The following is a 15170-nucleotide window of genomic DNA, read 5'->3' on the forward strand; positions in this document are numbered from 1 at the left end:
CCGGCGCGACGGAGCCGGGCGACGGGGGAGCGGGGCAGCGGGGGCGGGACGGCGCGGACTCCGCCGGGTCCGGCGCGGGCCAGGAGAGCGGCGACAAGGACGACGCGGGCGAGGAGGGCGGCGGCACGACGGGCAAGACCGTCCTCGTCGTGGTCCTCGCCGCGGCCGTCCTCTACGGGGTGCGCCGGACGCGGAACAAGCGGGCCAGGAAATGATGTGATGGCTGTACGTGTCTTCATGGTCGCGAACTGTGGTCGACGCCACTGACAGTCCCCTGATCCGCTGTTCCCGGGGGCAGGCCGGTGCGGGTGCGGGTGCGGGTGCGCGGGGTGTGGGGTGTGGGGTGTGGGGTTGCGGGGCGCGGAGGGGGTACGGCGAAGGGGCGCCCCGGTATGGCGGGACGCCCCTTGCGCTCGTAGCGGGGCCCGTGCCGCAGGCGTGGCACGCCTCAGCCGGGCCGGGCCTGCGGCCGGTCGCTCAGAGCTTGTCGATGACGTAGTCCACGCAGGCCGTCAGTGCCTCGACGTCCGCCGGGTCGACGGCGGGGAACATCGCGACACGGAGCTGGTTGCGGCCCAGCTTGCGGTACGGCTCGGTGTCCACGATGCCGTTGGCGCGCAGCACCTTCGCCACGGCCGCCGCGTCGATCGCGTCGTCGAAGTCGATCGTGCCGATCACGGCGGAGCGCTGCGCCGGGTCAGCGACGAAGGGGCTCGCGTACGAAACCTTCTCCGCCCAGCCGTAGAGCGCCCGCGCCGAGGCGGCCGTGCGGTCCGTCGTCCACGCGAGGCCGCCCTGGCCGTTGAACCAGTCGAGCTGCTCGGCGAGGAGGAACAGCGTCGCGAGCGACGGGGTGTTGTACGTCTGGTTCTTGCGCGAGTTGTCGATCGCGGTCGGAAGGCTGAAGAACTCGGGCACGTGCCGGCCGGAAGCGTGCACGCGCTCGGCGCGCTCCAGCGCCGCCGGGGAGAAGAGGCCGATCCAGAGGCCGCCGTCGGAACCGAAGTTCTTCTGCGGCGCGAAGTAGTAGACGTCCGTCTCGGCGACGTCCACCGGGAGACCGCCCGCGCCCGAGGTGGCGTCCACGAGGACGAGCGCGCCCTCGTCGGCACCGTCGACGCGGCGCACGGGCGCGGCCACACCGGTGGAGGTCTCGTTGTGCGTGAGGGCGTAGACGTCGACGCCGGGCTCGCCCTTGGGCTCCGGGTGCGTGCCGGGCTCGGAGGAGATCACGGTCGGCTCGGCGAGCCACGGCGCGAGCTTCGACGCCTTCGCGAACTTCGAGGAGAACTCGCCGAAGCTCAGGTGCTGGGACTTGTTCTCGATGAGCCCGTGGGTCGCGACGTCCCAGAAGGCGGTGGACCCGCCGTTGCCGAGGACGACCTCGTACCCCTCGGGGAGGGAGAAGAGCGAGGAGAGCCCCTCACGGACCCGGCCCACGAGGTTCTTCACGGGAGCCTGGCGGTGAGAGGTCCCGAGGAGAGAAGTGCCGGTCGCGGCCAGCGCGTCCAGCGCCTCCTTCCGCACCTTGGAGGGGCCCGCGCCGAACCGGCCGTCGGCGGGCTTGATGTCAGCGGGAATCTGGATATCAGCCACGGGGCGAGCGTATCCCGCGCGGGGGTGGGGCGGGGCGGGGGTTCGTTGGGTGAGACGGGGGTGGTGGGGGGTGGGGTAGGGGGGTGCCTGGGGGTGGGGCCGCCTTGGGGGTGGGGTCATCTTGGGGGTGGGGCCGCCTTGGGGGTGGGGGCTGCCTCGGAGGCGGGGCCTCCTTGGGGGTGGGCGCCACCACGGGGCGGGCGCTGGCTCTTCGGGGGAGGCTGCTCACCCGCACCCGGGACGGCCCCCTCCCGCCCGGGGGGCTCCCCTTCTAACAGTCTTCCGCAAATCCCCCACCCCCCACCCTCACCCCAGCAAATCTGTGGATAACTCCTGATTCGTTTCACTGGCTTCCTAGCAGACCTTCCCTACCAGGGCAAACGTGCAGATCACACGGGCAGCTCTCTGCCCGTTGATGCTGGTTCGTGGCGGGTAGTGTTCGTCGCTCTGCTGAGTTTCTGCTGAGTCCTGCTGACCCCACACGCGGCCCCGGACATGCTTCCGAGCGCCGTTCTGCGCCTGCGGCGCCCTACCACCGTAAGCGCCTCCGAACCCCGCGCTCACCTCAGCCATAGAAGGTGTGCCCCGGCGGGCCCGAGGCTTTGTGACGGCCTGGCGGGCCACCCGCACCGCCTACGGTGCTCAGCCAAGTAACCCTTGCTCTGGCGCCGCCCGCGAGGTCTCCGTGCTCGTTCTCGTCGGCCCGTCCTCGACGGCTCGGCGGCCCGCCCGCGAGGTCCTGGTGCTCGTCCTCGTCGGCAGCAAAAAGCCCCGCTCTCTCAGTGTGTGAGAGAGCGGGGCCGATGCTTGGAGCGGTGACTAGTCGTGGCTCGGCACGGCGGCAATGAACGACGTCCAGGCAGCATTCCCGAACATGAGCGCTGGCCCGGTCGGGGCCTTCGAGTCTCGGACCGGCACGGACTCTCGCAGGGCAACCGACTTCCCCACCTCGACGCAGTTCCCGCCGTTCGTGCTGTAGCTGCTCTTCTGCCATTCGACGGACAGACTGGATGCGCTGGTCATGGCTCCGTGCGGCCTTCCATGTAGTCACCGATCAACTCGGCGGTGTCTTCGGGCGAGAGGGCAACCGCCCTGAGCAGATCATAGGCATGAGCGCCGTCCGCTACTTCGCGAGATTCAAGCGCGGTACGTCCCTGAGAGAAACCGTCCACGTAGAGCACGTCGGGGGCCTCCTTCTCAAAGGTGAGCAGCGTGAACGGACCGGCGAGCCCAGCATGGGCCACGACCTTGCGGGGGATGACCTGTACGAGGGTCCTCGGCGACTCGGCCCGCCTCAGCAAGTGGCCCAGTTGGGCCCGCCATACATCATCCCCCCCTATCGGGCGCTGTAGGACCTGCTCGTCCATGATGAACCACATCCGGGGGGTTACTTCCCGCTCGAACAGCTCTTGCCGGGACATGCGGGCCGCAACGAGGTCCGAGAGGTTGTCCGGCCGAACCGCGCTGAGCATCGCGCGCGCGTAGTCCTTGGTCTGTAGCAGGCCGGGGATGATCTGCGCCTCAAAGACGCGCATAGTCGTCGCGTCACGCTCCAACTCGATGAACGGCAGGAACCATGTCGGGTAGGCGTATCGGACTACCAGCGGGTAGAGCCGGGTGAAATGACCTGCGGTCTCTAGCGCTGTGTCGAGGTTCTGCGCCAGCTCCGGAGAGGGCACCCGTTCCGCGTTCTCTACGTAGCTGATCATCGCCTGCGTCGTGTACGCCGCCTTGGCCAACTTGCCCTGTGACATGCCCCGTTCGGAGCGGAGTCTCGACAACTCCGTGCCGAAGAAGGCGAGTAGGGAGGATGCGGCGTCGGGTGCGTCAGTTTCGGCTGTCACGTTGGGCAGTGTCCTATAACTCGTCTCGGGTTATAGCTGCTCTCGCTATAACTCTTGGTGAGTTATGGCTAGCTCTCTGTTCCGAACGTCTGGGCGCGCCGATCCTATGAGTAGTTCGCGGTCACCGGGACGGCACCACATCGAAGGACTGCACATGGAGCAGGAGCGACCCGAGAACTTGACCCCGCTGGCTGAGGCTCAGATTGTCTGCGCCGAACTGGCTGAGGCGATAAGAGCGGTCAACCTGACCTTGCCTTCGCTGCGGGTGGATCTGCCTTCGGCGGTGGCTGAGTACGGGGCGCTCCTCGACTTGGGGCGCGTGAACCTCTCGACGGCCGGCGAACTCGTGCGCATCTTGCGGCGAGCGGCGGCGGAGGGGGGACGGTGAGCACCCGTTCGGAGCCTTCCCCGTTGCCGGGAGAGCCGCTGCCGGATGGGCGCCGACCTCCGACGCTTGCGGAGTTGCGCGCGCGGTGTGCCGACCTGGAAGAGCGGATCACATACCACCTTGTCGAAGAACTCGGGATGGGACGCAGTGAGCGAGATACAGGTAGAGGAGCCCTCGACCGTGACGGGGCTCGCCTTCCCGGACTTCACGGTTCTCGTGGACGGTCTGGGCCGCAAGAGCAGTGAGTACGTGGCCTGGTGCCTGACGTGTAAGGAACCGTCCCCGGCCCACGTAGTGGCTTAGAAGTCATCTCATTTGGTGAGTCTGCGGTAGCAGATGAGGGTGCAGGCGATGCTGGTGAAGGCGAGGAAGTGGTCGGCTTTGCGTTCGTAGCGTCGGTGGAGTCGTCGGCAGCCGGCGAGCCAGGACATGGTGCGTTCGATGGTCCAGCGGTGTCGGCCGAGTCGCTGCGAGGTCTCGACGCCTTTGCGGGCGATGCGATGCCGGATTCCGCGTCCGGACAGCCATTGCCGCAGGTGGCGGTAGTCGTATCCCTTGTCGGCGTGGAGCTTTCCGGGTCGGCGTCGACGGGGGCCCCGGCGGGAGCTGATAGGCGGTATGCCCTTCACGAGCGGGATAAGGGCTTGGCTGTCGTGGACGTTGGCACCGGAGATTGCGACGGATATGGGCAGACCGGTCCGCTCGGTGATCAGGTGGATCTTCGACCCGTACTTGCCCCGGTCGACAGGATTCGGACCTGTCAGGTCCCCCTTTTCAAGGCCCGCATGTTCACCGAGTCGATCGCGCACCGCGACCAGTCCAGCTCCCCGCGCGTACCGAGCTCGTCGAGGACCAGGCGGTGGAGCTTGGCCCACACCCTGGCCTTCGACCACTCCGAGAACCGCCGGTGGGCAGTCGCTCCGGACGGGCCGAACGACGCCGAAGGCAGCTGCTGCCAGGTACAACCCGACGTGGCCACGAAGACGATCGCGGCCAGCACTTCCCGGTCACCGTGCCGACGCCGACCACCACCCTGCGGCCGCGACGGCGCCTCAGGCACCACCCGCTGGAACAACTGCCACAATTCGTCCGGCACCAGCCGCTCAACAAGCCCCACCATGACTCATAGACTACCGAGTCACCCAAATGAGATGGCTTCTTACACGGGTGATCCGGTGCCGGACAGGGGGGCTGACGAACAGGCGACGCACGCGGCCCTGGAGTGGGCGGGGAGGCACTGGAGGGCCACGCGGCACGTGGAGTTCACGTGGCGTTGCACGCTGCCGCTGAGGGTCGTTCCCCCGGGGCTGGTGTGAGTCGCCCCGCGGGGGGCGTGGGCGTGTCTGTTTGGCGGTGGGTCGCGCGGTACGCGGGTCTGCTTTGGGTGCTGATCGTTAGTGCCTCGGTCGGTGTCGTGCTCGGTTTGGCGATTGTCGGTCGCCCCTAGTCCCCCGTCCTCGCTGGACGCTTCGTTTGAAGAGGCTCCCCCGTCTTCGAAAACGAATTCCCGGCGGGGACGGGACTCCACTCCCGTCCGGCTGCGTGTCTGGAGAGCCGCAGCCGGACGGGTTCACCGACACGCCGCCCCTATCGGGGGGTATCTCCAGCAGACTCCCGCGCGGTCACGGACCGGACAGTGCTGACCGTGCGGGGCTAGACCTCATCTCGCCCGCGTGTTCCTTTGCGCGGTCCGGGCGGGCGGGGTGAGTCGCAACAAAGAAAGCACATCCGAGAAAAGGAGAGTGCACGTGGCAACGACAACGATGGTGCGGCCTGCCCCTGAGAAGGTGGCGGAGCGCGCACGCGAGATCCGCGCGGCCTGGCTGGCCGACCCCGAAATGCGGGTCGTCCTGGAGGGGTGCGCGGACTACAGCTCCGATTGGACCGAGTTCTACGGCACCCCGCTTGTCGTGGAGTTCAACGTCAAGACGGACGCTGCCCCCCTGCTGAACCTGGCGCTGGAGGTCATGGCGATCAAGTCGGCCGTCTACGAGATGACCGGTGACGAACTGGCCGCCGAGATCCCCGTGCCGGTGGCCGTGGACACGGTGTGCCACGCGCTCACGGCGCAGTTCACGGCGCTCTCCCGCATCCAGGGGCGCACGGGCATCCTGTTCGTTCACTCGACGGTGAACGAGCACGAGAACGACACCCCGTGGGACACGGGTGACTGGACGCATCAGGCGTACAGGGCGGCCTTCGGGCCCGTCGACGAGCGGTACTGGATTCCCGCTGCCGAAGCAGAGCGCCGCCGCCAGGTGCTCGACGGGCTGTACGGCAGCATCGGCATCACAGAGCGCGGACAGAGGGTTTCCGTTCCGCTCAGCGACGCCACCAACGCCGCCTAGTCGGAGTGGGTTCCGCCTGCCCCTGGGCTACGGGTTCGGGGGCAGGCGCGAACCTCTCGGGTTCGATCCCTAGTTTGTGTGGGTGGACGCACGCGGGCGTTCCGTCTGAGGTGTAGCGGTACCCGTCGTCCGGGTTGAAAGGCGCCTCTCGGTTGGGGCGGTCGTAGACCACAAATCCCGCTCGGGGAAGCCGCTTTGCAGGGCAGATGCCGCAGGCCGGATGGTCGTTATTGTCGGCGTTCACGTAGGGCACATCCATGGATCGAGCCTAGCCCTGCGGAGAAGGCGAGAGGCGCGTTACAGCCTAAGTTCCCCCAGAGGAGCGGGGCCTGAACTCACGCGTGACGCTGTTCTCATCTGGACTCTTTACTGTCTGCCTTTATCGCACACTCTTACGAACCGAGATCTCTCGTGAAGCGCTTCAAGGAAACCCGCCCACTGATTCTTGCGTACCTGAAATTGCGCCAGGAAAAAGGCCAAGAGCCACCTTACCTGCGTGAGATGGCGCAAGACCTCGCCCTCAGCATTAACACGTTACTCAATGAGCGTTTTCAGCGTTGACTCTCCAGGGTGAGGACGGCTTTGGCGATGACGCTCATGCGGTTGGGACTGATGCGGGATCTGCGGAAGATCTGCCAGGACTTCAGTCGTGCCATGCCTCGTTCGACAGGTGCCCGGGCCGCGGATAGGGCCCGGTTCTCGGTCCGCTCGGTAAGGGTGAGTTCACCGCCCGGCGGACGGCGCTTGGCGGTGGTGACCCAGCCGCCTGCACCGATGTAGGCCATGTCGGCGAGGATCGGGACGCCCTGGCGCTCGCAGATCCGGAGAATCTTGTGCGTGCGGGCTGCCGTCAGATCGTGGGTGCGGCCCGGCAGTGTCGGCGACAGTCACAAAATCTCTCCGGCCGGGTCCGTGACTACCTGCACGTTCACGCCGTGCCGCTTGTGTTTCGCCGAGTAGTCCGCCCTGCCGTCACCGACGCGGTCGCACTCGACGAGCGTGCCGTCCAGGAGAACGAAGTCCGGATCGTGCACGCGCAGCGTCTTGAGCAGGCCCGGTGCCTGCTCGGCGAGTAGGTCGGTGACCGACGCGACGTAGGAGTGGGCGGTGCCGACGGATATCCCGAAGGCTGCGGCGATGCGGGCGAGGGTTTCGTGGCGGCGCAGGTACACGAGTGCGACCAGCGCACGGCGGTGCGGCGGGAGTTTGCACCGCCGGTCACCCTCGCGGGTGACGATGAGCATCGTGACCCACTCGACCAGGGCGTGAGGCAGGTCGAGTGCGGCAGGATACGGAACCAACAGGGCTCCTGTGCTGCTGAGTTGAGACGTCGAACACCTCACTCAACGGCACGGGAGCCCTGTCCGTTGCGTACCTCAACGTCACGCCGTCCCATCACCCGATCAGTAGCCACGCTGAAAACGCTCAATGACTGGGAGGTTGACGGCCGCTCGGGGGTGTCATTCCGGGCGGAGGGCCTGGAGCCCGCCCCCGGCTCGCCCTCGACCGCGCAGAGTACCACGGCGTCCGGCTCGGCGTCGAGCACCCAGGCGTCCGGTTCGCGCGGCAGCAAGGGGGCTGAGTGATGGAACGTTACTTCTGGCACCTGACAGAGCGTCAGGCGGTTGGGCTGGAGTGCGTGCGCTGTGGGACGGCTTTCCGGCGCGGCGGACCTGTGGCCGTGCCCGTGGGGCGGTCGGCGGAGCGCGATGGGGAGGTCTCCGCCTGCCGTACTCCGTGCGTCGAGCAGATCGCCGCTGAGGCTCAGGACATGGCGGACACGATGCGTGCGGCGGCGGCCTCTGCTCCTGCCCCTGGGTGGGGCGCCGACTCCTCGTACAGCGTTGACGGCGCCTTCGGGGAACTGCTTCGTGACCTGCATATGCTGACCGGCGCTGAGGCCCTGCTGACGACCTCGGATGAGCCGGAAACGGTGCGGTGGCTGCTCGCCCTGGCGGCTCGGCACAGTGAGGCCGCGATGACCCGGGCGCGACTCCTCCTCGCGCAGATGGCCGGTGAGGACTGATGGTGGCCTCCCTGGTGGTGTGGGTCCTCTCCGCGCTCCTGGTGCTCGCCCTCCTCACGCAAGGCTGGTGGAGTGCCCTCCTCGATCGGCGCGGGGTGCGCGTCTCCGAACTGCCGTGGCGCTGGTGGCTGACCGGCTACCCCTCAACTGCCCTGCACATCAGAAGCACTTGGCGGCAGGTGGCGGACCGGACCGGGCTCACCGTGAGCACGCGGCCCGATCACCGGATCATCGGCCGTGATCTCGTGGTACAGGGCCGGTCCCTGCGCCAGCGAGCGCCGCGCCTGGCGTGGCCCGTGCCGACGCGGACCGGGCTGCGCCTGCGTGTGGTGCTCCACCCCGGGCAGACTCCCGGCCCCTACCTGGCGGCGGCCCGCGCGATGGAACACGCCTGGCGCGTCCACGCGGTCAGGGTCACCACTCCACGGCGCGGCGTCGTCGTCATCCGGGTGACCGCTGTGGACCCGTTGACGGGAAAAGCGCCGGTCAGGGGCCTGACCCCGGCGGCCGGCGTGCTCGTCGCCCACGTCGGCAGGACGGAGGAGGGAGAGCCCTGGGTCATCGACCTGCGGCGGGTCCCTCACTGGCTGATCACCGGGGCCACCCGGTCAGGCAAGTCCACTCTTCTCGGGGCCCTCGTGCGGGCGCTGACCCCTCAGCCCGTGACCCTGCTCGGAGTGGACCTGAAGGGCGGCGTCGAGCTGGGAGTGTTCGGCGGGCGCTTCTCCGCGCTCGCCACCACCAGGGCTCAGACGATCGGTCTTCTCGGCGGCGTCCTCGATGAGATCCAGCGACGGACGGGGCTGTGCCGGACCGCCCGGTGCCGGTCGGTGTGGGAGCTGCCGGAGGAGGACCGCCCGGGGCCCGTGGTGGTCCTGGTGGACGAATTGGCGGAGCTGTATCTCACGGACGGGAGCCGAGAGGCCAGGGACGAGGCAGAGCGGTGCGGCAGTCTCCTCCTGCGCGTCGCGCAGCTCGGCGCCGCCCTCGGTGTGCACCTGATCGTCGCCGGGCAGCGCGTCGGCTCGGACCTCGGGCCCCGCGTGACCGCCCTGCGCTCTCAGCTCGGCGGCCGGGTAGCCCACAGGGCGCACGACGAGGCGTCGGCACAGATGACCGTGGGCGATCTCCACGCGGATGCCGTGGCCGTGATCCAGAGCATCGGGGAGGACGAACGCGGCGTCGCCGTGGTCACCACGGGCGGCGGCTGGATGCGCGCCCGCTCCGCCCCGCTCACGCCCGAGGAAATCGACGGCATCGCGACCGTCACCCCTCCCCCTCATGCCCTGCGCCTGAAATCCGATCAGGCGCAGTCCCCGAAAGAAGGCGAAAAGGAGTGACCCAAACAACCCTGTGGATCATCGATACATTCCTCGCGCTGTTCGTCGTCATGCTCGTGAGGTCCCGGGAAATCTCCTGGATTCAGGCAACGCTCATCGGCCTTTTCGGGTTCATCCTCGCAGGAACGCCATTCGCGTATCCGGTGTGGTGGACGCTCCAGACGATCATCGGCGCATTCGTCATCGGCTGACGCCGACCAATCCGGCGCCAAGGGCGCCAGTCACAGAAGGAGAAAAACAATGCGGATTCACCCCTTCACCCGCCGCGCCACGATTTCGGCGGCCCTGGGCCTGGCGGCCGTTACCGGCGGCCTCGCGCTCTCCACGGGAACGGCGGCGGCCTACGACTCCGACACGACGAAGATTTCGTGCTCGGCGGTCAAGGTCCACAAAAGCGCGTCGAAGTCCTCGACAGCGGTCGGCGTCGCGTACAAGGGCGACAAGATGGTTTACAACCAGTGGGCCTACAAGAAGTCCGAGAAGACGTGGTATACGCGGGGGAAAATCACCCGGCGAAGCGACGGCGCGAAAATCTCGGGATACGTCCTCTACCAGTGCGCCAATCCGTACGGCACCAACGGGGCGCCCACCCCGAAGAAGCCGTAACACCAAAAACTCACACCTTGACTTTCTGAGCTTACTTCCTTGAATTGCGCAGCAGAGAATCCCCGTAGCCAAGCCAAATGGAGCTGACGTGTCCGATCCCGTAATCGTCCCTCGCGAAAGGGGGCCGCCCATGGCCTACCCCCCATCCGACGAGAGGCGCCCGGTTTCCCACGAGGCCGGGCGCCTTTCCCTGACTGAGCGCGACCTTATCCGGATCGTTCATGACCCCGGATTCCCGCGCTGGCTCGAACAGATGAAATCCATTGGAGGATGCGCCCACCCCATTTACCTCTCCGGGCACACCACCACCCGCGACGCGGCCACGGGGGAAATCCTCACCCACTACGACACCCGGGAGGAGCCGGGGGAGCGGCTGGCCGTCCGCTGCCGGAACCGGAGGGAAACCCGCTGCCTGCCCTGCTCCCGCCTCCACTCCGGCGACACGTACCACCTTGTCCGCTCCGGCCTCCTCGGCGGCAAGGGGATCGGTCCGCAGGTGCGCCACCACCCCCGGGTGTTCGTGACGCTCACAGCCCCCTCCTGGGGCCCTGTACACCGTCTGAGCGCCCCTGGTGGTCCCGCGTGCCGACCGCGCCGAGGAGGGCCCATCTGTGACCACGGCCGGCCGATGGGCTGCCCTAGGCATCACGAGGAGAAAGACCCCCACCTCGGACAACCCCTCTGCGCCGCCTGCTACGACTACACGGGCCACGTGCTGTGGAACGCCGAAGCGGGCCTGTTGTGGACCCGCTTTTGCCACACCCTGAGACGGGAAATCGCCTCGGCGGCCGAGATCGTTCAATCCCGCATCGGGGAACACCTGCGAGTGTCCTTCGCGAAAGTGGCGGAATATCAGCTCCGCGGAGCGATCCACTTTCACGCCGTAATTCGCATCGACGGACCGGACGGGCCCTCATCTGCCCCGCCTTTGTGGGCCACTCCGGAAATGCTCACGGCTTCTGTCCGGACGGCTGCGGGGCGAGTTGCCGTCCGCACTCCGTACTCGCTCGCGACTGGCGAAAGGGAAATGCGGTGGGGGAAACAGCTCGATGTGCACTCGATCCGCAGTGATGCATTTACCGGTATGGTTATTACCGACAGCGCTGTTGCGGCCTACGTAGCAAAGTACGTCGCTAAAAGCGTGGGTGATTCCGGCGGGGTAGACAGCCGGATGGAAAGCGCGGACGAAATTCGTTTCGCTTCGGTCAATCCGCACGTGCGAACCATCATGATGCAGTGTTGGCGACTGGGCGGGCTTACAGACCTGGAATCACTGAACCTGCGGAGTTGGGCTCACACGCTGGGATTCCGGGGCCACGTTCTCACCAAATCCCGGGCTTATTCGACCACCTACGGGGCTCTTCGAAAGGTGCGGGAAAACTACCTGACCGGGCCTCGGCCGGCCGAGAAAGGGCGGAGGACAGAAACCGAATCCGAATGGCGCTACGTCGGCGCTGGCCATTCCCTGGCACAAGCCGAGATCGCACGCGGAATAGCGGAAGATCTAGCGGAGCGCAAACGGCTTGGCAGGGAGATCAAAGAAGAGGGGTGGGAAATCCTGAAATAGAAGAGCCCCAAGAGATAGGGCTCTTGGGGCTCCTCGACCCTCTCGGGTCGCGGTCATCATACCTGCTGTGAGGAGAGGAAGCGTGGCTAGCGGCGGATCAAATCGACTATTGACGCCCAATCAGGTGGCGGACGTCTTGGCCATCCCAAAGCGGACTCTTTACGCGAAATGGCGGGAATGGGGCATTCCTGCGCGCCGAGTCGGCAAGCATTTGCGTTTCAGGGAGAGGGATTTGGCGCTTTGGATCGAGCAACACCCCTACGTATAGGGGGAGTTGTTGTGTAAAATGTCGCACTGAGGGTGGACGGGGATAGGGCCCCGTCTGCCATCAACCGAGGGAGCGGGCAGTTATGTCCACAGTCATTAAGCGCTGCGACCACACCGAATCTCAGTGGGCGCGGTGTAAGCATTCGTGGGTCGTTCGCTGGCGTACCGTATCTGGCCCCCAGGCCGAAGAGAGCTTCCCTTACAACAGGAAGACAGAAGCGAATGCGCTGGCCATCAAGGTCGAGCACGACAAGAAAATGGGCGTTTATGAGGACCGGAAGCAGTCCCAACGGTCCTTTGATGACTGCTGGAAAGAATGGCTGAAATTCGGGAATCGTGAGCCGTCCACGATCAGTCAGTATGAGGGCTTGTACAAGAATCACTACTGGAATTTCTTCAAGGATCGGCGTATAGGGTCGATCGTGCACTCTGACCTCGTCAAGTGGGAGGATGACCAAAAGCGGCGCGGGTACAAGGGGACCGGGATAAAGACTCGTCTGGTGATCCTGAAAAGCTTCCTCAAATATTGCTACGACGCGGATATTGTTCCGCGATATGCGGCAAAGGGGCCAAGGATGGGAAGGAGGGATGACGTTCTCCGGACCATTGGGCTGGATGAAATCCCGACAACCGGTGAGATCATCGCTCTTCAGGAAGCCATGCGGCCGGAGCTGAAGGCCACCATTTGGATTCAGGCGGGTTGTGGGCTGCGCGTTGGGGAAGCGCTCGCATTCTCAGAAAGCCACCTTACGCGGAAGCCTGGGTGGTACTTCGTGCAAAACCAGTTGACGACTTTCGGGGCAAACTCTGGTGCGGGGCGCGGAACTGGTGTGAAGGCCGAACCGAAATGGGATCGATACGGGCGCTGGGTGCCGGTGGGGCTGCCGGTCGGCGGGGTCCTGCAAGAGCACAAAAGGTTGTATACGCCATGGGGAGAGGCGGGGTGGTACTTCGAGTCTCCAACCCGCGCCGGGCACCACCCGTCCCGCACCACTTACACCAACCGGTGGAACGAAGCCATAGAGAAGGCGGGCCTTAAGGAGAAGGGGTACACCCCCAAGTCCCTTCGGCACTACTTCGCGAGCATGGCCATTGCCGGGGGGGTGCCCGTCTGGGAGATTGCCAAGTGGATGGGGCACAAGTCCACCGAGACCACGGAGACGGTGTACGCACACGTTATGGTGGGTGCCGAGAAGAGGATCAGTACGGCGTTTGAAGAGGCGTTGGCGATCAACCTGCGCGAACGCTTCGCGACGGCTGCTTGATGAGGGCTGGAGACAGCGAAAGCTGAGTTTTTGCTGAGTTTCGGGGCCTCTCATCTGCATAATTGCGGGTGGGAGGCCCCATCATGCATTACTCCCGAAAATAAAAAATCCACTGAGCCTCTTCCAACCTGGCTGGGTCGGTGGCCAGTTGGATGGGTGGGGCGGTGTCTGGATGCGAAGAAGCTCCTGGTAGACGGGTTCACGACCAAGATCGCCTGTCTGCCAGGAGCTTCCGCGTGCTTGTCTACCCGTCCGGCATCGATGTGTCCACCTCGACGCTGCGCTACCTGTCCGCTCGCCTGCGGACCCGCCGCCAGGAACGCGGGACGCGCTGGCGTCGCGTGAGCGCGAACCGTCAGGCCCTGCTCGTCCTGGCACACCTGCGCTGCGGCCACACATACGCCCAGCTCGCCGCCGGCTTCGGCATCGGTACCGCCACCGCCTACCGGTACGTCGCCGAGGCCATCGACGTCCTGGCCGCCCTCGCGCCGACCCTCGCCGACGCGATGAAGACCGCTTCCACCAAGGCGTTCGTCATGCTCGACGGCACGCTGCTACCGATCGACCGGGTCGCGGCCGATCGACCCTTCTACTCCGGGAAACACAAGAAGCACGGCATGAACGTGCAGGTCATCACCGATCCGATGGGGCGACTGCTGTGGGCCTCACCCGCCCTGCCCGGCGCTGTCCACGACGTGCGGGCGGCGCGCGAACACGGCATCGTCGACGCCCTCACCCGCGCCGACGTCACCTGCTGGGCCGACAAGGGCTACCGCGGCGCCGGGGGCACCGTCCGCATCCCGTACTGGGGACGATGGGACACCCTGTCCGCCGGCCAGCAGGCGGTGAACCGATCCCACGCGAAGATCCGTGCCCTCGTCGAGCAGGCCATGGCGACCCTCAAGTCCTGGCGCCTCCTTCGCAAGCTCCGGTGCTCGACCACCCGGATCACCAGCCTCGTCCAAGCCGTCCTCACGCTGCATCTGGCCAGCTCAAACCGATGATGAAAAACGCTCACTCACTCTTCCCGGTGAACCCCGCCCCCACCTGTGGATAAAGCCCGCCCCACCCCCGGCGTAGCCCCCGCCCCACCCGGGAAAGATGACATCCCATGAGCCCGCACCCCCGCCCCGCTCCCGGCACCGCCGCCACCCGCCCCCCGGCCTCCCGCACCCCCGCCCCCGGCACCCTCGCCGCTCTCGACCGCACCCTGTCCCGCACCGTGCGCGGCACCGTCGACTTCTCACCCGGGGCCCGCGCGCTCACCACGATGGACGCCTCCAACTACCGCCGCGTCCCGCTCGGCGTCGTCGCCCCGTACGACACCGACGACGTCGCCGCCACCCTCGCCGCCTGCCGCGAGTACGGAGTCCCGGTCGTGCCGCGCGGCGGCGGCACCTCGATCGCCGGTCAGGCCACGGGCACCGGCGTCGTCCTCGACTTCACCCGCCACATGAACCGCCTGATCGAACTCGACCCGGACACCCGCACCGCCCGCGTCCAGCCCGGTCTCGTCCTCGACACACTCCGCGCCGCGTCCGCCCCCCACGGCCTCACCTTCGGACCCGACCCCTCCACGCACGCCCGGTGCACCCTCGGCGGCATGATCGGCAACAACTCCTGCGGCGCCCACTCCGTCGCCTGGGGCACGACCGCCGACAACACCGACACCCTCGACGTCCTCGCCGCCGACGGCACCCCCCACCACCTCGCCCGCGGCTGGGACACGCGCAAGCCCGGCCCCCTCGCCACGCCACCCGGACCGCCCACGACACCCGGCGCCGCGTCCGGACCGGCCCTCGGCAGCGCCTCCGGACCCTCCGCGACACCCGGCGCCCCCGCCGCCCTGCGCGCCCTCGTCGACACTCACCTCGCTGTCCTGCGCACCGGTTACCCCGCCCTCCCGCGCCGCATCTCGGGATA

At 66.9% G+C, this 15170-nt stretch carries 17 protein-coding genes and 2 pseudogenes; 14 read left to right on the forward strand and 5 right to left on the reverse strand.

Translation table 11 applies throughout. From position 1 onward, the window contains the following. Positions 1-215: pseudogene (locus tag SSBG_RS16640) on the forward strand (WD40 repeat domain-containing protein); the annotation flags it as partial. Positions 216-477: 262 nt separating this feature from the next. Here the strand turns inward: SSBG_RS16640 and serC are convergent. The 3 genes from serC to SSBG_RS16655 all read right to left on the reverse strand — a co-directional run bounded on the left by serC (position 478) and on the right by SSBG_RS16655 (position 3440). Then, positions 478-1596, reverse strand: a complete 1119-nt coding sequence (serC, locus tag SSBG_RS16645) for a phosphoserine transaminase (protein ID WP_008747263.1) — start codon at positions 1594-1596, stop codon at positions 478-480. 819 nt (positions 1597-2415) lie between these two features. Beyond that, positions 2416-2619 (reverse strand): DUF397 domain-containing protein, encoded by a 204-nt coding sequence (locus SSBG_RS16650; protein WP_037869966.1) that lies wholly within the window; start codon positions 2617-2619, stop codon positions 2416-2418. Further along, the gene (locus tag SSBG_RS16655; RefSeq protein ID WP_037869968.1) at positions 2616-3440 is read right to left on the reverse strand and encodes a helix-turn-helix domain-containing protein; all 825 of its coding nucleotides are present in this window, start codon (positions 3438-3440) and stop codon (positions 2616-2618) included. Before SSBG_RS16655 ends, SSBG_RS16650 begins: the two co-directional genes overlap by 4 nt. Before the next feature lie 154 nt (positions 3441-3594). Between SSBG_RS16655 and SSBG_RS16660 the strand changes: the two genes are divergently transcribed. Both SSBG_RS16660 and SSBG_RS33280 read left to right on the forward strand, forming a co-directional pair. Beyond that, positions 3595-3828, forward strand: coding sequence for a hypothetical protein (locus tag SSBG_RS16660; protein ID WP_008747265.1), 234 nt, complete (start codon positions 3595-3597; stop codon positions 3826-3828). Positions 3829-3975: 147 nt separating this feature from the next. Next, on the forward strand, positions 3976-4131 hold the full coding sequence (locus SSBG_RS33280; RefSeq protein WP_158677789.1) for a hypothetical protein: 156 nt from the start codon (positions 3976-3978) through the stop codon (positions 4129-4131). 8 nt (positions 4132-4139) lie between these two features. On the opposite strand, the gene SSBG_RS16665 is transcribed toward SSBG_RS33280, so the two are convergent. After that, positions 4140-4948 (reverse strand): IS5 family transposase gene (locus SSBG_RS16665; protein ID WP_106429290.1). Its coding sequence is split into 2 segments (ribosomal slippage): positions 4140-4600 and positions 4600-4948, totalling 810 coding nucleotides; the frame shifts between segments, so codons are not numbered across the junction. Positions 4949-5576: 628 nt separating this feature from the next. Here SSBG_RS16665 and SSBG_RS16680 point away from each other — a divergent pair. Then, the gene (locus SSBG_RS16680; RefSeq protein WP_234010561.1) at positions 5577-6176 is read left to right on the forward strand and encodes a hypothetical protein; all 600 of its coding nucleotides are present in this window, start codon (positions 5577-5579) and stop codon (positions 6174-6176) included. Between the two features lie 411 nt (positions 6177-6587). Further along, on the forward strand, positions 6588-6737 hold the full coding sequence (locus SSBG_RS33285; RefSeq protein WP_158677790.1) for a hypothetical protein: 150 nt from the start codon (positions 6588-6590) through the stop codon (positions 6735-6737). Here SSBG_RS33285 and SSBG_RS16685 read toward each other — a convergent pair. Continuing rightward, a pseudogene (locus SSBG_RS16685) lies at positions 6728-7477 on the reverse strand (transposase). The gene SSBG_RS33285 and the pseudogene SSBG_RS16685 overlap by 10 nt on opposite strands. A gap of 284 nt (positions 7478-7761) precedes the next feature. On the opposite strand from SSBG_RS16685, the gene SSBG_RS16690 reads away from it, so the two are divergent. The 9 genes from SSBG_RS16690 to SSBG_RS33290 all read left to right on the forward strand — a co-directional run. Next, a complete protein-coding gene (locus tag SSBG_RS16690; protein WP_008747270.1) occupies positions 7762-8202 on the forward strand; it encodes a hypothetical protein in 441 nt (146 codons plus the stop codon). Further along, positions 8202-9542 (forward strand): FtsK/SpoIIIE domain-containing protein, encoded by a 1341-nt coding sequence (locus tag SSBG_RS16695; protein ID WP_037869970.1) that lies wholly within the window; start codon positions 8202-8204, stop codon positions 9540-9542. Before SSBG_RS16690 ends, SSBG_RS16695 begins: the two co-directional genes overlap by 1 nt. Next, a complete protein-coding gene (locus tag SSBG_RS16700) occupies positions 9539-9733 on the forward strand; it encodes a hypothetical protein (RefSeq protein WP_008747272.1) in 195 nt (64 codons plus the stop codon). The genes SSBG_RS16695 and SSBG_RS16700 overlap by 4 nt, the downstream gene beginning before the upstream one ends. Before the next feature lie 49 nt (positions 9734-9782). Then, positions 9783-10148, forward strand: coding sequence for a hypothetical protein (locus SSBG_RS16705; RefSeq protein ID WP_008747273.1), 366 nt, complete (start codon positions 9783-9785; stop codon positions 10146-10148). A gap of 130 nt (positions 10149-10278) precedes the next feature. Next, entirely contained in the window at positions 10279-11715 is a 1437-nt protein-coding gene (locus SSBG_RS35845; protein ID WP_078491329.1) for a replication initiator, read from the forward strand. 82 nt (positions 11716-11797) lie between these two features. After that, a complete protein-coding gene (locus SSBG_RS31355; RefSeq protein ID WP_008747275.1) occupies positions 11798-11983 on the forward strand; it encodes a helix-turn-helix domain-containing protein in 186 nt (61 codons plus the stop codon). A gap of 82 nt (positions 11984-12065) precedes the next feature. Continuing rightward, positions 12066-13247: a tyrosine-type recombinase/integrase gene (locus tag SSBG_RS16710; protein ID WP_008747276.1), complete on the forward strand. Its 1182-nt coding sequence runs from the start codon at positions 12066-12068 to the stop codon at positions 13245-13247. Positions 13248-13483: 236 nt separating this feature from the next. After that, a complete protein-coding gene (locus SSBG_RS16715) occupies positions 13484-14251 on the forward strand; it encodes an IS5-like element ISStsp4 family transposase (RefSeq protein ID WP_008747277.1) in 768 nt (255 codons plus the stop codon). A gap of 107 nt (positions 14252-14358) precedes the next feature. Next, the coding region (locus SSBG_RS33290; RefSeq protein WP_008747278.1) for an FAD-binding oxidoreductase at positions 14359-15170 on the forward strand (812 nt) is incomplete at its 3' end.

Source organism: Streptomyces sp. SPB074 (assembly GCF_000154905.1).
Lineage (GTDB): Bacteria > Actinomycetota > Actinomycetes > Streptomycetales > Streptomycetaceae > Streptomyces.